Origin of the sequence: Sodalinema sp., from assembly GCF_046483825.1 — a bacterium.
GTDB lineage: Bacteria > Cyanobacteriota > Cyanobacteriia > Cyanobacteriales > Geitlerinemataceae > Sodalinema.
In genome coordinates this window covers 1-18,131 of sequence record NZ_JAWOCL010000118.1, presented here as the reverse complement: position 1 = coordinate 18,131, position 18,131 = coordinate 1, and the positions used below count along the sequence as shown (strand labels likewise).

16 protein-coding genes and 1 tRNA gene are annotated in these 18,131 nt (G+C 50.2%); 10 read left to right on the top strand and 7 right to left on the bottom strand.

The genetic code is table 11. The features are described from left to right. The first annotated feature begins 29 nt into the window (after positions 1-29). A tRNA-His gene (locus tag R6U67_RS07460) sits at positions 30-102 on the top strand. 84 nt (positions 103-186) lie between these two features. Here R6U67_RS07460 and gloA read toward each other — a convergent pair. Beyond that, positions 187-618, bottom strand: a complete 432-nt coding sequence (gene gloA / locus R6U67_RS07455) for a lactoylglutathione lyase (protein WP_410251957.1) — start codon at positions 616-618, stop codon at positions 187-189. Between the two features lie 290 nt (positions 619-908). Between gloA and R6U67_RS07450 the strand changes: the two genes are divergently transcribed. The 4 genes from R6U67_RS07450 (at position 909) to R6U67_RS07435 (ending at position 6,306) form a co-directional block, all read left to right on the top strand. Further along, positions 909-1,721 (top strand): LPS biosynthesis glycosyltransferase, encoded by an 813-nt coding sequence (locus R6U67_RS07450; RefSeq protein ID WP_410251956.1) that lies wholly within the window; start codon positions 909-911, stop codon positions 1,719-1,721. An 11-nt stretch (positions 1,722-1,732) separates the two neighbouring features. Continuing rightward, entirely contained in the window at positions 1,733-2,755 is a 1,023-nt protein-coding gene (locus R6U67_RS07445; RefSeq protein ID WP_410251955.1) for a hypothetical protein, read from the top strand. 124 nt (positions 2,756-2,879) lie between these two features. Then, complete coding sequence (locus tag R6U67_RS07440; RefSeq protein WP_410251954.1) at positions 2,880-3,605, top strand: aspartate/glutamate racemase family protein; 726 nt, start codon at positions 2,880-2,882, stop codon at positions 3,603-3,605. A gap of 16 nt (positions 3,606-3,621) precedes the next feature. Further along, positions 3,622-6,306, top strand: a complete 2,685-nt coding sequence (locus tag R6U67_RS07435; RefSeq protein WP_410251953.1) for an amino acid adenylation domain-containing protein — start codon at positions 3,622-3,624, stop codon at positions 6,304-6,306. A 35-nt stretch (positions 6,307-6,341) separates the two neighbouring features. Here R6U67_RS07435 and hpsE read toward each other — a convergent pair whose 3' ends face one another. After that, the gene (hpsE, locus tag R6U67_RS07430) at positions 6,342-7,307 is read right to left on the bottom strand and encodes a hormogonium polysaccharide biosynthesis glycosyltransferase HpsE (protein ID WP_410251952.1); all 966 of its coding nucleotides are present in this window, start codon (positions 7,305-7,307) and stop codon (positions 6,342-6,344) included. A gap of 61 nt (positions 7,308-7,368) precedes the next feature. Continuing rightward, positions 7,369-7,926 carry a 2'-5' RNA ligase family protein gene (locus R6U67_RS07425; protein WP_410251951.1) on the bottom strand — a complete coding sequence of 186 codons (558 nt, stop codon included), beginning with the start codon at positions 7,924-7,926 and terminating at the stop codon, positions 7,369-7,371. A 296-nt stretch (positions 7,927-8,222) separates the two neighbouring features. Here R6U67_RS07425 and R6U67_RS07420 point away from each other — a divergent pair, with 296 nt between their 5' ends. Beyond that, on the top strand, positions 8,223-8,390 hold the full coding sequence (locus R6U67_RS07420; protein ID WP_410251950.1) for a hypothetical protein: 168 nt from the start codon (positions 8,223-8,225) through the stop codon (positions 8,388-8,390). Positions 8,391-8,404: 14 nt separating this feature from the next. Here the strand turns inward: R6U67_RS07420 and msrA are convergent, their stop codons facing one another. The 4 genes from msrA to R6U67_RS07400 form a co-directional block, all read right to left on the bottom strand. Beyond that, positions 8,405-9,061 (bottom strand): peptide-methionine (S)-S-oxide reductase MsrA, encoded by a 657-nt coding sequence (gene msrA, locus R6U67_RS07415; RefSeq protein WP_410251949.1) that lies wholly within the window; start codon positions 9,059-9,061, stop codon positions 8,405-8,407. Between the two features lie 92 nt (positions 9,062-9,153). Beyond that, the gene (gene murI, locus R6U67_RS07410; protein ID WP_410251948.1) at positions 9,154-10,035 is read right to left on the bottom strand and encodes a glutamate racemase; all 882 of its coding nucleotides are present in this window, start codon (positions 10,033-10,035) and stop codon (positions 9,154-9,156) included. Between the two features lie 89 nt (positions 10,036-10,124). Further along, complete coding sequence (locus R6U67_RS07405) at positions 10,125-11,297, bottom strand: N-acetylmuramoyl-L-alanine amidase (protein ID WP_410251947.1); 1,173 nt, start codon at positions 11,295-11,297, stop codon at positions 10,125-10,127. Positions 11,298-11,504: 207 nt separating this feature from the next. After that, positions 11,505-12,440: an alpha/beta fold hydrolase gene (locus R6U67_RS07400; protein ID WP_410251946.1), complete on the bottom strand. Its 936-nt coding sequence runs from the start codon at positions 12,438-12,440 to the stop codon at positions 11,505-11,507. Between the two features lie 293 nt (positions 12,441-12,733). Between R6U67_RS07400 and infC the strand changes: the two genes are divergently transcribed. The 4 genes from infC (at position 12,734) to pgmB (ending at position 17,937) form a co-directional block, all read left to right on the top strand. Then, complete coding sequence (gene infC / locus R6U67_RS07395) at positions 12,734-13,273, top strand: translation initiation factor IF-3 (protein WP_087709814.1); 540 nt, start codon at positions 12,734-12,736, stop codon at positions 13,271-13,273. Positions 13,274-13,586: 313 nt separating this feature from the next. After that, positions 13,587-16,694, top strand: coding sequence for a HEAT repeat domain-containing protein (locus R6U67_RS07390; RefSeq protein ID WP_410251945.1), 3,108 nt, complete (start codon positions 13,587-13,589; stop codon positions 16,692-16,694). A 29-nt stretch (positions 16,695-16,723) separates the two neighbouring features. Continuing rightward, complete coding sequence (locus R6U67_RS07385; protein WP_410251944.1) at positions 16,724-17,161, top strand: Crp/Fnr family transcriptional regulator; 438 nt, start codon at positions 16,724-16,726, stop codon at positions 17,159-17,161. 74 nt (positions 17,162-17,235) lie between these two features. Then, positions 17,236-17,937: a beta-phosphoglucomutase gene (gene pgmB / locus R6U67_RS07380; protein ID WP_410251943.1), complete on the top strand. Its 702-nt coding sequence runs from the start codon at positions 17,236-17,238 to the stop codon at positions 17,935-17,937. Positions 17,938-18,131 lie beyond the last annotated feature (194 nt).

Below are 18,131 nucleotides of genomic sequence, written 5' to 3'. Positions count from 1 at the left end.
TGCTATAATGGTGAAGCTGAAAAAACATGGCGGGCGTAGCCAAGAGGTTAAGGCAGTGGATTGTGGTTCCACCATTCGTGGGTTCGAGTCCCATCGTCCGCCCTCTAAAAAGCCGCTAATCCCTGAGATTAGCGGCTTTTTGGCTTTAAGATGGCTTTAAGATGGGGAAACCAGGCGGGAGGTTTCCTAAGCCGATTGTTGGGCCACTTCTTTCGAGTCTTTCGCAGACCCCTGGGTTCCCAGTTGAATTAGCTCAATTTTATAGCCGGTGGGGTCTTCGACAAAGGCGATGACCGTTGACCCATGTTTCATCGGCCCCGGTTCACGGACAACCTTACCCCCCCGTTCCCGGATGGCGTCACAGGTTTGGTAGATGTCATCGACCCCCAGGGCGATATGGCCATAGCCATCGCCAAGGTCATAGCTATCCACGCCCCAGTTATAGGTCAACTCAATGACACTATGGTCGGCTTCATCGCCGTAGCCCACGAAGGCGAGGGTAAACTCACCGCCGGGATAGTCTTTCTGACGCAGTAAGGTCATCCCTAACACGTCACAGTAGAAGTTAAGGGACTCCTCTAAGTTGCCAACACGTAGCATTGTGTGTAGTAGTCGCATCGATACCTCCATTGAGTGATTCTGTCTTTCAGCCTAACGCACTCCTCGAACGGATTACCACAGATATTTGGGAGCGTCAAGAGTGACAATTTTGGGGGCCGATGCTAGGCTTAGGGGGTTTATATCCATCAATTTTTCCGCTGCCAGGTATCGCCGCTTCAAGGAGAAACGATAATATCAAGATCGGTTGCTCGTTATCGCAACAGGCAACACCACTCCGGAAGCTGTGATTTGCTCATGCTATAATCATAGCGCCGCTTGAACGGGTCTATAGTTTAGAGAGTACCAGTATGAACACTTTAGTCAATAGTCTAAATAAGGTGTTTATTATTGCGTATAAAGAATCGACCGAGCAGTTAGAGGCTTATTTTCAAGAAGAAGGGTTTGACTGTGAGGTGTTACGTCAAGAAAATAAGCCCGAGTATCAAGAGTTTTCGCCCAGTTATCGCTGTCTTTTAAACCATTGCCGAGCTTGGCAAAAGGCGGCAGACAGTCCGCAACCGAGTTTGATTATTGAAGCCGATTTTGTGCCGGTGAAGGATTTTGGTCAGCTTCCGTTGCCCTTTAGAAAAGACAGCGAGAAGATTGGCATTTCTTGGATTTATACTTGTGCGCCTCAAGTTTATTGGGTGTCGGAAGAGGGATATGCTCAAGGGTTTTCAACCTCAATGGTTGCTTACATTATTAGCCCTAGAGCCGCAACTTGTTTAGTGGATTTTGCCAAGAAAGTTGAGCAAGAAACGGGTGGTAAGGTCTATTCAACCTGGGATTCTCAGGTGGATACGGTGTTGCGATCGCATCAATTTAAAAACTTTATTCCCTTCCGTAATTACGGAGAACATGGTGGAATCCCTAATCCAGAACATCGGCAAAATGGCTTAAGTCCTGGTCATCAAGCCGATGTGTTGTGGGGAGATCTGGCTTGGACTCCTCTTTATGCTAAAGAGTATAATGTCGCTCAAATGCGCCTCAAAGCACGAATTAAGGGAGTTCTCCGCTTACTCAAAGGAAATTTCTTGCGGCGCAAAACGGTTCAAAATAGCAGTGTTCCTGGCCGCTTAATTCGATTTTGTCTGCGTCGTCAACTGACCGTCATCCTATAACCCCGAGGGATATGATTTATTACTTAGTCACCCGAGAATATTCTGCAACGATTAATTTATATTTAGAAGGAAAAGGGAATCAGTTATCCGGTCAAATCACACCTTTGTACTACGAGGACTTGATAAAACGACGATCACTGCCCGCCGGAACATATATTTTTTCGGATGTTGAACGCCTGTTGCCAGAACCCGCTCAGAACATAGCCTGGCTCTGGGCAGATCTGGCAAAATCTGAGCATCAATGTACCCTCCTCAATCATCCTACGAGGTCTTTCCGTCGCTATGAATTATTACGGTGTCTTTATGAGCGAGGTATCAATCAATTTAATATCTATCGTTTAACAGAATGTCGGAAACCTAAGAGTTTCCCAGTTTTCTTAAGGGGAGAAAATGACCATCGAGGGAACACCACTGGACTATTGCAAACGCCTGAAGAGTTAGATCAGGCAATCCAAGGAATGATACAACGAGGCGAGAGTCGAGAGGATTGTGTGATTACGGAGTTTTGTGATACTCGTGATGATCAAGGAATTTTCCGTAAATACTCAGCTTTTAAAATTGGTGACAGTATTGTTCCCTTCCACATTTTATTTCGGAAAGATTGGATGATCAAGGGTGGAAATGTCTATGATCCAGATTGTGAACAGGAAGAAGCCGATTATGTTATGAAAAATCCCCATAAGTCGCAATTGCAAGAAATATTTGCTTTAGCCAACATTGATTACGGTCGTATTGACTACAGTTTACTCAATGGAGTTCCACAGGTATGGGAAATTAACACAAATCCCAATATTCGTCCCTGCAAACTCGATCTAGGATGGGAGAAAATAGAGAAGGCCTTGACGGCTATCAATCCTGGAAAGACTCCTCCGACTCAAATCCCCCTATCTGTACGAGAGAGGATCGCACATCGTCCCTATGATAAAGGGATTGTAGATCGCGTCATGGATGGGTTTCGTTGGCTCCCCAATCAGTCGCGAGTTTCCCTATCGAGACAATTGAGAAACTTCAAGAAAACTTTAACGAAAAATTAAATAAACTTCAAAAAAAACGAGTCATTTCCCCTCCAGAATGGCAAGAAAAGGCTTGCCATTCTAAAACTCTATGTTATACTAGGCGAAATTTATGAATGTCTGAACTAAAGGTGAGGTAACGGGGATGAGTTCACAGAATAATCGAGAGATTTTGGGGATCTTGGGAGGAATTGGTCCATTGGCATCGGCGGCTTTTCTCAAGACGATCTATGAGTATACTTTAGGAGAACGAGAACAAGATTCGCCCATTGCGCTGTTATATTCAGATCCCACATTTCCGGATCGCACTCAAGTTTTATTGGCGGGAGAAGAGGAGGAGTTATTAGAACAATTGATTCAGTCTCTGAAAAGGATGAGTTCTTTTGGAGTGGCTAAGATCGTCATCTGTTGTATCACCTCTCACCATCTCTTTGCCAGATACCCGTTAGAGATTCGGGAGAAACTCATTTCCTTGATTGATGTCACCCTAAATAGGGTCATACAAAGCCAAAAACAACATCTTTTGGTGTGTACAAAAGGGACTCGACGGTTAGAAATTTTCCAAAAACATCCTCTTTGGGAAAAAGCGAAAGACTATCTGGTGTTACCTCAGGGGGAAGATATCCAAAACATTCATGATGTTATCTATCAAATCAAGCAGAATGTTGATCTCGAAATGTTAGTTCCCGTATTCGAGGATTTGCTAGAGAAGTATCAGGTTGAGTCATTTGTGGCCGGATGTACTGAGATTCATCTGTTTTCAAAATATTTTAGTGGCCATCACACTCCCTACAGCTCTGTAGATCCTTTGATTATTATTGCAGAAAAGTTGGCGGCCAATCAATTGTTTTCGCTCGAATCAGTTAAGTAGATAGAGTTAAAAAACCATGAAATATCCAAGAATTCAGGAGTGGTTTTCTGCGATCGCTCAACAACAGCCCCATAGCTCAGCCGTCCTCCGTGGCGATGAAGCCTTCACCTACCAATATCTTGAAGAACGTTCCAACAATCTAGCCAACTTTCTCATTGACCAGGGAGCTAGTCAAGGGTCAATTGTTGTGATCTTAGCTCAAGATACCGTTGAGGTGATTGTTGCGATTCTAGGAACCTTAAAAGCGGGAGCGGTCTTTGTGCCTCTAGCGCCCCAAATTCCTGAAGGTCGTCTTCAGGCGATCGCCACGAGTATTGAACCCAAATTTTGGCTAATAGAGTCTCCGTTCCTCGACAAATTGCAGCCGCTGACAAACCATGTTCTAAATCCCGGCAAGCTTATTTTTCTCGATGAGGTTGAGATGGAACCTGCCCAAGCTCAACCCTTGACTCTCCTAAATGACTATCGAAACTACGAGTCTCTCACTCTTCCCAAACAGGAAAGTGACTTGGATCAACTGTGTTATATTTACTTCACCTCCGGCTCAACTGGAAAACCCAAGGGAATTGCGGGTCGCCTGCAAGCGATTTCTCATTTTGTTGATTGGGAAATCAATTTTCTCAAGTTAACCGAATTACGTAGTAGCCAACTCGTGATCCCTTCCTTCGATGCGTTTTTACGAGATATTTTTGTTCCGCTATGTTCTGGTGGAACCTTATGTTTACCGCCAGGAAAAGAAACGCTCTTAGACACTCGTAAATTGATCCGTTGGCTAGATGAACAGAACATCAACCTGATTCACTGTGTCCCTTCAATCTTTCGTTCCTTACTCAATCAAAATTTAACCTCCGACAACTTTCAGGAATTACGCTATATCCTGATGGCCGGAGAACCGCTACTTCCCGCTGATGTCAAAAAATGGGTCAGTTGTTTTGGAGACCGCGTGCAATTGGTCAATCTCTACGGTGCATCGGAAACCACCATGACCAAATTTTACTACCCGGTCGCTCCAGAGGATGGAGAGCGCAAATCTATTCCTGTCGGCAAGCCAATTCCCGGTGCAACTTTACTTCTTGTGAATGAGAATAATGAACCCTGCAAACCGGGATCTGAAGGAGAAATCTATGTCCAGACCCCCTATCGAACCCTAGGCTATTATCAACAACCGGAATTAACCAACAAGGTATTTGTCCCCAACCCACTGACTGGGGATGTGGATGATATTGTCTACAAAACAGGAGACCTTGGAAAACTACAAGACGATGGCAATCTAGAATTTCTAGGTCGAAAAGACTTTCAGGTCAAAATTCGTGGTGTTCGCATTGAACTAGCTGAAATTGAAAATCTGTTGCGATCGCATCCAAGGATTAAGGATGTTGTTGTCGTAGACCGACAAGACACGAGTGGGAACAAATATCTCTGCGCCTATACCGTCACTGAAACCCCTATAGAACAGGGTAAACTTCGAGAGTTCCTGTTGACTAATCTCCCAGATTATATGATTCCCTCGTCGTTCGTTGAGCTAGAAGCCTTACCGCGAAACCTGAATGGTAAAGTGGATCGTAAATCGCTCCCCGATCCGAGTAGCATACAACGGGACAGACTCGAACCCCGCACAGAACACGAGCAGAAAATTGCTACGGTTTGGCAAAATGTTTTAGGCTGTGAGAAAGTTGGAGTTACGGATAACTTCTTTGAACTCGGAGGTCATTCACTCCTAGCAGTACGTTTATGCAGTTCCCTGGAAGAATCCCTCGGTCAAGACGTTCCTGTCGCAGCATTATTCCAATTCCCGACTGTAGAAGGATTAGCTAATTTTCTCAGTCAAGACGAGCTGGGACTGACTGGCTCATCCATCATTAACATACAATCCCAGGGGAGTCGTCCCCCCATTTTTGGCATCCATGTTTTAGGAAAAGGAATGGCGTATTACCGTCCTCTTGTGAAACATCTCGGACAGGATTGGCCCGTTTATGGATTATCATCAAATTCGTCAGATGAAGTGAAGGGAGCGTTGAAAGGTGTTCAAGAACTTGCAGAACTCTATATCAAGGATATGCAGGCTATACAACCTAAAGGTCCCTATTATTTACTTGGCGTTTCCTTTGGCGGACGAGTCGCCTTTGAGATGGCTCAGCAATTACGGACTCAGGGAGAAGAGGTGGCGTTATTAGGATTAATTGATACAACAGCTCGCACTGGGGTGAAACATTTACCCCCATCGTCTCGGGTGTCGGGACATTGGGGGAAGTTCAAACAAGAAGGATTTAGTTACATCACCCGCAAATTAAAATCGCGACTCGGACGGATTCAATATCGGCTCAAAGCGATTCGCGCCAAGATCTACCAGCGTTTTGGCCAACAAGTTCCTGATGAGTTGAAATCTCTCGCCAATCTGGAGACGAACATTAGGATCAAAAAGCAACATTTTCCCAAGCCTTACAGTGGGAAAATCACTCTATTTCGAGCGATGGAACGACAGGCGGAAGTTGGGACTGAAATTGATCCTCAATATGGCTGGGGTGAACTGGCGGTTGGCGGGTTGGAGATTTATGATATTCCCGGTGACCATTTACTGATGTTACAGGAGCCGAATGTTCAGGTTTTGGCGGAGAAAATTAAGGAACTGATGCAACAGTCTGCTGAGGGTGAAGAAGAACAGCCAGTCGCACCGAGTCAAGACGAGATTGAAGCAACTTAGAGCGGGGGAATCAGCTCTAATTAAATGGCGCTGATTCAGTCTCGGTCTAAATAGAGTTTTTTCCAAATAAATAATGGACTGACAAGACAGCTTTTAAAGAATTGTAGTTCTGCTGCGGCGACGACATCACTATCTAAAACATCTCGGTATGTCCAGAAATGGCGCAACAGCTTACGAAAGTCATTGACGAAGTAAGCGGCGATAAAAAAGGGTTTTTGCCAAGATTTATAGTTGAGCATCCGCGTGCGGTGACGGCTTAAGCCAACCCCTTTAAAGAACTTGATTAAGTAGTCTCGTTCAAAGCGACTTTTGGGAATATGATGATAGATGTGCATTTGGGGGTTATACCAAATTTCCCATCCTGCTGTTGCGATATAGGTGAGAGCTTCGATGTCTTCTCCTTTAGCAGTTAATGAAGTTCCAACTGGCCCTTGAAGGACTAATTTTTTGGGAACGGTATCTAACCAAACTTGCTTACGAATGACCAGTCCAGCACCGGGGGGATAGACTTTTTTCCGAGCATATTTGTAGGAGGTATAGCAGAGGGGTTTTTGCCCCCGTTCAATGATGGGAATAAAGTTAGCGATGCGTTGAAAGTTGGGGGGAGGAGTCACTTCATACTCCCCATGAATTTGTCCACTGTACGCACCGGCTTGGGGATAGTTTTGCCCAAACTGGTAGGCTTGAAACACCCAGTCATCGGCCGGATAGTTGTCATCATCAAGGAAGCCCACTAGATCGCTTTGGGCTTCTTGAATGCAACGAGCGCGCGCATAGGAGGCTCCTTGTCTGGTTTCAAGAAAGTAGTGAAGTTGGGAGTGCGAGGGCCAGGTTTCTCGATGGGTGTTGATGATGGCGGCGGTGCGATCGCAACTGTTGTTATCTACCACGACGACCTCCCACTCAATATCGTCGGTTTGAGTTTGCGCTTTAAGACGTTCTAATATCTCACCAATACGCTGTTCACCATTGTAGGTGCGGATGGCTACTGTAAAATCCATAGAACTTTGAGCATTTTAAGAGTAAGGTCTTGACAAATCAAACAATATACCCTCGATTCTATCATGGGCGATCGCCATTGGGCAGAAAAGGAAAACAACAAATCTGACGTACCGGAGGGGCTTCAACCAGTCCCAAAGCACAAACATTGGCTTTAAAAAAGGGATTGCTGTTGCGAACCACCTCGATCGCCCGCAGGACTTCAGGGGGCGATAACTCTCGGGCCAAGGTGCAATGAGGAACCCAAGCTTCAGGACGATAATAGGCGATCGCATCGGAGCCAATCTCGTGAAGCTGTCGATGAACCGTTTTATGTAACTCCAATAGCTGCGTCGTCACCACCGGAGCCAGGAACACCACCCCACCCCCAGCCGAAAACAAGCCGAGAGACGAAAACTGAATCTCAAACGAGGATTCATGACTCGCGATATCGGCGAGAACCCTGGGCAGCAGATGGAGATCCGCATTCGGGAGAACCGCCAAACTCAAATGGGGTTGGCTGTGAACTCGCGTGGCCATCGAGGAGCCGATCGCCCCCACTTGCTCCCAAAGTTGCCGAACCTTCTGTGACGCCACCTCATCAAAATATAACTCAATGGCATAGGTTTGTTGAGACACCACGATAACCGCTCCAGACCCAAAAAGTTTCCTTATTTTAAAGTCCTGTGGCTAGTCCTAGCAAACCGACCCATCGCGCCTGTACCTCAGTTGTCCTCGGCCAAGCCGCCCGACCTTCGCAAAAATTATCATAAAACTCCGTAAATTTAACGAGTCCAACCCCAAAAAGACCGGGTAACCTAGACTCATAGAGTTCTAATTTAAACTCAAGCCTTAAACTCAAACCGACTGTTAAACCTAAGAGGCTGACCAACCCACCCTCCATCTAGATCGTGGCTGGTGAGCCAGGAGCCTAAACCATGGAACGAACCCGGTCATTTAACTGTCCATTCGAGTGCATCATCAGCATTACCCTGACCCTAGCGATCGCCACCCTAACGGTCTGGGGCTATCTCCAAGACGGCTCACTCTACGTTGATGTCCGTTCAGAAGACGGAGCCGCCTTAATCACCGTCGATAGCCCTTAGACCTCAAACCCACCCTAAACCGACTGTTGAGTTCCCACAGGGCAACTCACATTGGTTCCGCCGAGACCACAGTAACCATTAGGATTCTTAGCCAAATACTGTTGGTGATACTCCTCAGCGTAATAGAACTCCGGCGCTTCTAGAATTTCCGTCGTAATCTCCCCATACCCAGCCTGCTTGAGAGCCGCTTGATAGCGTTGGCGAGACTCTTGCGCCAGGCTCTTTTGTTCTGGAGAATAAACATAAATCCCAGAGCGATACTGAGTTCCGGCATCATTTCCCTGACGCATCCCCTGAGTGGGGTTGTGGCTTTCCCAAAACTGACGTAACAGGGATTCATAACTAATGCGCTTCGGGTCATAGACCACACGCACCACCTCATTGTGTCCAGTCATGCCCGAACAGACTTCCTGATAGGTTGGATTCGGAGTGATGCCAGCGGCGTAGCCGACAGCCGTGCTATAGACCCCCTCAAGTTGCCAAAAACAGCGTTCAGCGCCCCAAAAACAACCTAAACCAAACAGAGCCAACTCCATCCCCTCAGGATAAGGAGGCGTCAGCGGTGTCTTGAGGACAAAATGCTGCTTAGGAACCGGCATCGCCTGCGAGCGTCCTGGCAAAGCGTCCTTAGGAGTTGGCAAAGTCAGCTTTTTCTGAAATCCGAATAACATAACAGGGCTTTAGGGAATAAAGAACAGAGAACAGGCAATCGAGTTGTCAGGCAATATCCACCCCGAACTGTCGCCTTGACCGTCGAGACGAATTAGCTCGCCTCCCTTGATTCTACAACCCGATAGACCGTATCCACCACCGACTCGACCGACTCAGTCGAGGGAAGCGAGGGTCCTAAATCCGGAAGCTTAACCTGTTCGACCTCAGGCACAAAGCCCAACCATTGGCGTGACAGACTGGCAAAGGACCGAGGACAGCCACTCACCCCGAAGCGGGTCATCGCCGGTCCGGGTGTCGCCCGTAATCCCAACAAATCCAACTCCTGTCCAGCCGCTTCAACCACATAAGTCGCCGGGTCGACCAGAATCACCTCAGGCGGAAGCAATTGCCGTAATACCGGCTCTAGCAGGGGATAGTGAGTACAGCCATAGACCAACGTGTCAATCTTTTGCTGCAACAGCGGCTGAAGATACTCCCGGATCATTTCGCGAGTTTCCGGGGTATGAATGCGATCGCCCTCAATCAGAGGCACAAACTCAGGACAGCCCATTTCCCACACCTGAGCCGAGGGGTTCATTTCCAAGACGGCCCGACGGTAAGCGCCACTGGCGGCGGTAGCCGGTGTCGCCATCACCCCAATCCGCTGTCCATAGCCGACAGCGGCGCGCGCTCCGGGTAAAATCAAGCCCAAAATGGGGAACTCAAATTCCGAGCGGACCGCTTCGAGGGCCAGAGCGGAACTGGTGTTACAGGCCACGATCGCCATTTTGACCTGAGACTGAGCCATCCAGAGCAGAATCTCCCGGACAAATTGGAGAATTTCCTGGGGCGATCGCGTCCCATAGGGTAAACGAGCCGTATCCCCAAAATAGAGAACCGACTCATCCTGAAGCTGTCGATACATAGCCCGTAAGACGGTCAATCCGCCCACGCCGCTATCAAAAACCCCAATCGGCTGGTTGTGGTTGGTCATAGAATTGTCCAAAAAATGTCCGAAAATCGTGCTGAGATCCCAACCCGCCCAGGGGAGCGCCTTCGAGACTCAGTCCCTATCCTGAGTGGCTAACAACCCGGACCTGGGCAATGTTGGCGAACATATTGCAAAATACCACGGGCGATCGCCTGAGAGAGACGCTCACGATACTGCGGGTCAGCCAAACGGCGAGCATCCTGATTCCCCGTCACAAAACCCAACTCCAACAACACCGCTGGCATTCGCGTATGGCGCAGCACATAAAAGCGAGCCGTCCGCACCCCGCGATCGGGGCCTCCCGTTGCCTCAAGCAGGTGACCGTGGATTGTGCGAGCCAACTGTTGCCCCGACTGGAAATAATAGGTTTCAACACCATTCACATCTGGGCGACTCATGCTAATGGCATTGGCATGGATGCTGACAAAGAGATTGGCATCGAGTCGATTCGCCAATTCGACCCGAGGTTGTAAATCCACAGTGCGGTTATCCTCACGAGTGAGAATCACGCGAACCCCCTCCTCTTCGAGGAGATCGCGAATCCGGTGAGACATGGGATTGACAATATCGGTCTCACTCAGGCCACCGATTCCGACCGCACCGGGGTCACTTCCCCCATGGCCGGGATCGAGAACAATAACAACCTGTCCCTCCGGGATCGTGCCAGGATCGGGAACATTAGCCATTCCACTGCCCAAATCCGGCGGCGGTAATGGCATTGTGGCCTGATACCCATTCAGTTCGAGAGAGAGCAAACTGGGACTGGGCTGATTAATCTCACCGACCGACACTTGGGGGGCCGGCATGATGCGCACCATAACCGTCTCGGGATCGGCTTGTTCCGCGCGCACCCAAGAGATAGCCTGGCTGTCTTGAGCATTAGGCGGTTGGAAGTTCTGGGACAATCGTGCGCCGCGAATCTCAATTTGATACGCCAGGGTGTTTCGATCCCAATAGGAGCGCTGATCGAGGGGGCGATCGGCTCGAATCAAAATGCGATTGCCCTCGATGGTAATATCAATCGCCTCAATCGTGGCCATTGATGACCGAGGGGACTGACTGAGTGAATCAACCGACGAATCATCCTCCGCTCCTTGAGAGTCCACGGCGACATTCAGGGAATTGGGCGGGGCGCTAGCGTCAAATCCCAGGGTCTTGACATCTGGGGTCGAGGTTTTGATGGGACTCGCTTGGGCGATCGGGGCCAAATGAGCCAACATTAAAACACTTGTGAGACTGGATAACCACCAGTGAACTCTGAGCATATTTCTCCTTGCGGGCTAGACGGCACAACGATGGGATCATTGGGAACAACAGTCGCCCTGATCCCTGTTGTTGGCCCGTCAAAACCAATTGTGTGTGGTGTTAGGCAAACTGCGTTGAAAAATAGCATAAAAAATTCGCCATTGATAGGGCGAGAGGGTCAGAACCTCAACTGTTTTCCCCTTTAACCTACGAGGGAAGGGGAATTGTCACCGGACGTTTATCGACTCCTCTGACCGGTGAGATGCCACCCAATTCCCAATGATCTCGTTGACCTGAGGGGCCGCTTCATCATGGACGCAATGCCCCCCATAGTCTAACTCTCGGAGATCCAGATTGGGTTGCAGCTCAGCAAATTGTTGCGGGCGAGCCAAGCGAGGGGGGACCATGCGATCGCCCCGAGACCAGAGTAATAATCCCGGTGTCGTCATCTCGGGCATCAAATCGAGCAGATTGGGGCAGAACTCCACCTCACTCGCCCCACGAGCGAGGCGAGATAAAGCTCGTGGGGCGCCGCGATCGCGGGCCGGCCTCGAAAAAATCTCTAAAAGTTCCTCATCGACATAATCGGAGTTCTCATAGGCGATTTTGGCCCAGGGACGCAGCCGTTTTGGAGGTCGAATCGCACCGAGGAGGGGGGTCAGCAGCAGGGGGGAGGTAAACAGCCGTTCAATCGCCGCCACCAGAGGACGGGCGAATGGGGGCAAGAGGGCGCGACGTAACCCCGGATCAGGGAGCGTAATCGCCACATAGCCCCAAACCGCCTCAGGATGACGAGCCGCCCCAACCACCGCCACCAGAGAGCCAATGGAATGGCCCACCCAAACCGCTCGACGACGAACCACCAGACGCCAAAACTCATACACCTGTTCAACCCACAGGGACACATTGTAGGCAGTGGCCGCCTTACTCGAGTCCCCAAAACCCAAAAGATCCAGAGCATAAACCGGATACTGCTGACTCAGAGGCCCTAGATTATGGCGCCAATGACCAATCGAGCCGCCGAAGCCGTGAATTAAAATCAGGGGTGGAGCATCAGACCTCGGTCCGGGACGATAACTATAGGCCATCGTCCAACCGCGCCAACGCCAATGGCGTCGTTCACCGAACCGAGGTACTTTGGGAGAAAAGGGTAAAGAAGTCAAGAGCCTACTACAGATGAAGATGAGGAGGTCGCAGAACTGGCCGCCGTTGGCAAGAGTCAGGATTTTATCTTAAGCTAGTTTTGAGTACGCTCAGTCGAAAGCTTAGACGCTGCCCCCCCAAGGCCGAGGCCGGGTGAGTCCCGACAAATTAAGAATTTCTATAAATTTGACCCACATCTAAAGTATTGCGAGTAAAATATCACTACGCTGGCTTAACCGTCGAACAACCTGACGCGCCCTCAACCCCTCTCACGTAACCGAACTTACATCTAAACACACTTAAACCATTACATATGCCTGCAATCGGAAGAAAACGACAACGGGACTTACCCCAAATCAACGAGCGGATTCGTTTCCCCCAAATCCGGGTCATTGCCACAGATGGTGAGCAGTTGGGGATTATGACACCGGCCGAGGCGATTACCGTTGCCGAAGAAAAGGACTTGGACTTGGTCTTGGTCAGTGATAAGGCAGACCCCCCGGTTTGTCGGATCATGGACTATGGCAAATACAAGTTTGAGCAGGAGAAGAAAAATAAGGAAGCCAAGAAGAAGCAGCATTCTTCCGAACTCAAGGAAGTGAAGATGCGCTACAAGATTGAGGATCACGATTACATGGTGCGCGTCAAGCAAGCCCAACGGTTCCTCAAAAGCGGTGACAAGGTCAAAGCCACAGTGATGTTCCGGGGGCGGGAAATCCAGCATACGGACTTGGCGTACCAGCTCTTAGAGCGCCTGGCCAAGGATCTCGATGACATGGCAGAAGTTCAACAACGGCCGAAACGGGAAGGACGCAGCATGATGATGATGCTAGCCCCGAAAAAACAATCTTAACTGCGATCGCCCTGGATTAAAATCATCACGATGACAACGATCAGACCGCCGTCTGGTCGTTGTCTGGTCGTTGTCTGGCCGTTGAGCCAAAACTCATGTCGATTCGTCCTCATGTCTTTTTATTCGGGTGAGCCGAAAGGCTACACTGGACAGCAGGTCGTGCGCCCGGCTTAATCCGGGAGGGGGGAACCGGTGACCTTCGCATCCCGGATTCCTGGTCTAGCCTAGGCTGGACTCTCCCTGGGATCCCCGTGGGATCGATCTCGGGTAGCGTTCGACTGCGACCCACCGACATCAGGACGAGCTAGGCTGAATGGAACTTAAAAACTGGCAATTCAACCAAGGGGGCTGGAAACAGCAGGTGTTGCAGTGGCTCAACCTGCGCCCGGAAGATGGGGAGCGAACCTTATTGATGTTCGCCTTTTATACCGCCACCTCAATTGGGCTGTTATGGCTAGAGGCCGTCACCTATGAGCTATTTTTGGCTCAATATGGGGCAGAATCCCTGACAATTATCTACATTGCCGGAGCAGCCATTGGCTCAGGGTTAGGCTTCTTCTACTCCTGGTTGCAAGAAATTTTACCGATGAGGAGGGCGATCGTGGTGATTGCCCTCCTCATGGCCATTCCTGCCTTTGTCTTCCGCTTTGGCTTAGAACTGCCAATTTTGTTTGGCATCACGGTCTTCGCGATGCGGCTCTGGATTGATGGGGCCTATATTCTCAACGATCTCAACACCTCCATCACCGCCAATCAGCTTTTCAATATCCGGGAAATCAAACGGACCTATCCCATCATTAGCAGTGGCATCCTCCTCGCTGACGTACTGGGGGGATTTTCGCTACCGGTAGTCATTGCCAACTTTGGAGTGCGTAACGTCCTGTTTGTCGCCTGCTTCATGCTTGTCGTGGGCGCCTTACTCCTGTTGTATCTGACCGAAAACTACCGTCAGGCCTTCCCTGATGCGGCTCGTCGCACCGAAGAAGAAGATCCCTCAGACTTCACCACGCGCCGGTTCCAAGGACCCCTACGAACCTATGTTTGGCTGCTGGTGACCTTCTTCGTTCTAGTCGAAGCCCTCTATGTGCTGATTGAGTTCCAATTTTTTAGCGAGCTAGAACTATTTTTTCAACAATTACAGGTGGAGGCCCAGGCCGGGGAACTAACGGATAACGCCTCGATGTTTCTGGGACTCTTGGATCTGACGGAAAGCTCGAACTTCGATAGTGGGATTGCCCGCTTTTTAGGGCTTTTCAACGGTTTCTTGGGTATTTTTGAGCTAATCACTCAATGGTTTGCCTCAAGCCGTGTGGTCGAACGGATGGGAGTCTTCTATGCCGGAGGCATTCTACCGGCTCTGGTTCTCGCGATTGGGGTGTTGTCTCTGATGGGATCCGTAACCGGCAATTTTGAACTCTTTTTTGGGGTCATTGCGATCAAGTTTGTCGATGAGTTGTTGCACTATACCCTGATTGAGGGAACTGGGCCGGTGCTGTTTCAGCCGTTGCCCGAAAGCCAACGCAATGGCTTACAGGCCCTTGTGAATGGGGTAGCCGAGCCGGTCTCAACCGGGGTAGCTGGGGCCGTGATGTGGCTGGCCATCTGGGGAGGGCGTCGGCTTCTCGGCCCTGAACGTTGGCTGCAACTGCAAAGTCCCATTTTTGTCTCTTTCGTGTTGTTGGTCGCCGTAGCCTGGTTGCTGGCGATCTGGTTGATGCGATCGCGCTATGTGGGACTCCTGGTTTCGAGTGCGGAACGGGGACGCTTAGGGGTCTCGGATGTGGACTTTCGGGCCTTGAAGCGATCGGTGGTTGAAACCCTAGAAAAGCCGACATCAGATGCCGATAAACGCTCTTGTGTCGAGTTGCTGAGCCAAATTGACCCGCAAAATGTCGGGGAAGTTCTCGCGCCCTTGCTGGCTAATCTATCACCAACCCTACAACGACAAAGTTTAGAGGTGATGCTCCAATGTCCCAAAACTGAGCATCTGCCTCAAGTTCGGGCCTTGATTGAACGGCCTCAACCCCCGGAAATTTTAGCCCTGGCCCTGCGCTATATCTGGTTGACCGAAGATACCCCAGATATGCGGCAATTGCGCCCTTATCTGCGTTCTGAGGTCGATCCGGTGGTGCGCTCAACTGCGGCTTCGTTGATTATGCGTAAAGGGAATCGAGAACAGAAAGCCGAAGCCACCAATGCGCTACGACGGATGCTGACGCATCAACAGGAGCGGGAACGGGTCATGGGAACCCGAGCCTTGGGAGAAGCGGAGTTTTTACAGGGATTACGGCTATATGTACCCAATCTGCTTCAGGATGAGTCCCTACGGGTGCGCTGTGCCTTGCTCGATGCGATCGCCTCGACGGAACTCGAAGAATACTATCCATCCCTGCTGCGGGGTCTATCCTATAAGTCGACCCGCGACGCCGCGATGCGCTCCCTAGTGCGCCTGGGCAATGATATCCTCGATCGCCTCGTCGAACTGGCTGAGGATATCCACAAACCCGATTTAGTGCGGATGTACGCCTGGAACACCGTCGGGCAAATCGGCACCCCTGAAGCTCTCGATACCCTCGTCAAGCATTTGCTGACCACCTGGGCCACCAGTCGTCGCAACATCTTACGCATCTTGCTCAAAATGCCCGATGAGCGGGGGATTGAGGGCGTTCTCGATCGCCTCGGACGCAGTGGTGTTGAAATTCTCATCGATCAAGAACTCATGTTCCTCGGACAACTCTACGCAGCTCGGGTTGACTTCCAGGTGGCCAGTTCCGCTGAATCTCTCGTGGAACTCCATAACGGGAATGGCTATGTTGAACTGAATGCCGACTCAGCCCTACAACTACTCTGTAATAGCCTTGAGGATCTGCAAAATGACAGTATTGAACGGTTGTTCTTGTTGATGAAGTTCCTCTATCCCCTCAGTTCCATCCAAGCGGCGGCCTTTAACCTCAAATCCGGATCTCGCTCCTACATGGCCCGAGGGCTGGAAATCCTCGATAATACGATTGATATCCCCAGCAAGCGAGCCTTGCTGAATGTTTTAGATCGTCAGGGGGATATGGAAAAATTACAAAGTCTCTCGGATCTGATCGAATATCGACCCCTTCCCCCCCGAGAACGGCTACGACTGTTGCTTGAGCTGCGATATTGTCTCTCAGACTGGCCCCTGGCCTGTTGTTTCCATGTCGCACGCTTAGCACGCTGGAGTTTGGGGGCCGATCAAACCTTAGCGGGATTACGCCATCCGAGGGGGTTTGTGCGAGAGGCCGTCTTAGCCTACTTGCAAGTTGCCTCTCCTCGTGCCTTGATAGAATTGCTACCAAAACTGCAACATGACCCTGATCCTCTCGTGGCGGCCCAAGTCCAGGAGATGATGGTGCAGTTTGGTTTAACGTCGTCGTCTGAGTCGCCGACGTAATCTCAAGTACCCTCGTGTTCTAATCCCCCATGTTAACCAGTGTCGATCGGTTGTTATTTGTGCGAGGTGTTCCCATCTTCAAGGAGTTACGGGACGATTTTCTGGTGCGTCTGGCTTCGGTGATGGATGAATTATCCTTCCCGAGTAATCACACCATTTTTACGGAAGGACAGGAGGGGCGATCGCTGTATATCCTTGTCTCTGGGGTCGTCCGGATTCACATTGGTGATCAGGATTTAGCCAACCTGCCTCAAGGTGCCTGTTTTGGTGAAATGTCCCTGTTTGATGCCGAACCCCGTTCGGCGTCGGTGACCACCTGTGAACCCTGTGAATGTTTGATGCTCACCCAACAGCAGCTTTATGATGCCATTGACGAAACCCCTGGCATTGCCATTAATATCATTCGCCTCCTGTCCCGCCGAACTCGGGAATTAAACCAAAAGCTGAATAAACAGGATGGACAATAGCTATCCCAACGGCCAATTCTCCATCAACAACTCTCAACTCTCAACTGCTATACATCCCAGTCAAGGCCCTAATTATGACCCGCTCTCGTTCTGATGCTCTCTCCCCGGTCGATTGTCGTCCACTGCGGGGTGTGATTTTTGATATGGATGGTGTGCTAACAGACACCATTGAGTTTCATTACCAAACCTGGCAACGACTGGCCGATGAGGAGGGGATTCCCTTCAACCGTCACGCCAATGAAGCCTTGCGGGGACTCTCGCGGCGGGATTCCTTGCTACGACTGTTGCAAGGCCGTGTTTTACCCGAGTCAAAACTTCAGGAATTGCTCGATCGCAAAAATCGCTATTTTCGCAGTTTTATCGAAACAATGACCGCCGACTCTCTCCTCCCCGGGGTACGGCCGTTTCTCGATGATCTGCGGGAGGCGGGAATCAAAACGGCGGTGGCCTCAGCCAGCCAAAATGTCTATGTGGTGATTGAAAAGCTAGGCATTGCTCCTGACATCGATATTATTACCAATGTCTATGATGTCGATCGCCCCAAGCCGGCCCCCGATGTTTTTCTCTATGCGGCACAACAGTTAGGCTTAGGCCCCGAAGACTGTGTGGTGTTTGAGGATGCCGAGTCAGGGGTTGAAGCGGCCCGGGCCGCCCAAATGCGCGTGGTTGGCTTAGGGGATGCGGCCCAGGTGGGGGCGGCGGATTGGATCCTACCGGGACTCGAAGGCATTCGCTGGCATCATGTTCAAGGGACGTTAGGCGCGATCGCCCCCTAATTGGCGTTGCTCAGTCTGAGTCTTCACCGACCTGCGAAGGCTAACGGCTATCATCGATAAACTCAGGAGTGACCGGTTAAGGTCTCTAACTCCTGCACAACCCGCTCTAACTCCTGAACAATGGCACGATCCTCGATCGCCGTCAACGTATCAACCACGGCGCGATAGTACCATAAACTGCCCTCTCGTCCTCC

What these genes read in the sequence shown, in the direction of transcription:
- R6U67_RS07385 (WP_410251944.1), top strand. Translation starts at nt 16,724, where the DNA reads ATGTTAACCAGTGTCGATCGGTTGTTATTTGTGCGAGGTGTTCCCATC.
- R6U67_RS07390 (WP_410251945.1), top strand. Translation starts at nt 13,587, where the DNA reads ATGGAACTTAAAAACTGGCAATTCAACCAAGGGGGCTGGAAACAGCAG.
- pgmB (WP_410251943.1), top strand. Translation starts at nt 17,236, where the DNA reads ATGACCCGCTCTCGTTCTGATGCTCTCTCCCCGGTCGATTGTCGTCCA.
- R6U67_RS07420 (WP_410251950.1), top strand. Translation starts at nt 8,223, where the DNA reads ATGGAACGAACCCGGTCATTTAACTGTCCATTCGAGTGCATCATCAGC.
- infC (WP_087709814.1), top strand. Translation starts at nt 12,734, where the DNA reads ATGCCTGCAATCGGAAGAAAACGACAACGGGACTTACCCCAAATCAAC.
- R6U67_RS07450 (WP_410251956.1), top strand. Translation starts at nt 909, where the DNA reads ATGAACACTTTAGTCAATAGTCTAAATAAGGTGTTTATTATTGCGTAT.
- R6U67_RS07440 (WP_410251954.1), top strand. Translation starts at nt 2,880, where the DNA reads ATGAGTTCACAGAATAATCGAGAGATTTTGGGGATCTTGGGAGGAATT.
- R6U67_RS07445 (WP_410251955.1), top strand. Translation starts at nt 1,733, where the DNA reads ATGATTTATTACTTAGTCACCCGAGAATATTCTGCAACGATTAATTTA.
- R6U67_RS07435 (WP_410251953.1), top strand. Translation starts at nt 3,622, where the DNA reads ATGAAATATCCAAGAATTCAGGAGTGGTTTTCTGCGATCGCTCAACAA.
- gloA (WP_410251957.1), bottom strand. Translation starts at nt 618, where the DNA reads ATGCGACTACTACACACAATGCTACGTGTTGGCAACTTAGAGGAGTCC.
- R6U67_RS07405 (WP_410251947.1), bottom strand. Translation starts at nt 11,297, where the DNA reads ATGCTCAGAGTTCACTGGTGGTTATCCAGTCTCACAAGTGTTTTAATG.
- msrA (WP_410251949.1), bottom strand. Translation starts at nt 9,061, where the DNA reads ATGTTATTCGGATTTCAGAAAAAGCTGACTTTGCCAACTCCTAAGGAC.
- murI (WP_410251948.1), bottom strand. Translation starts at nt 10,035, where the DNA reads ATGACCAACCACAACCAGCCGATTGGGGTTTTTGATAGCGGCGTGGGC.
- hpsE (WP_410251952.1), bottom strand. Translation starts at nt 7,307, where the DNA reads ATGGATTTTACAGTAGCCATCCGCACCTACAATGGTGAACAGCGTATT.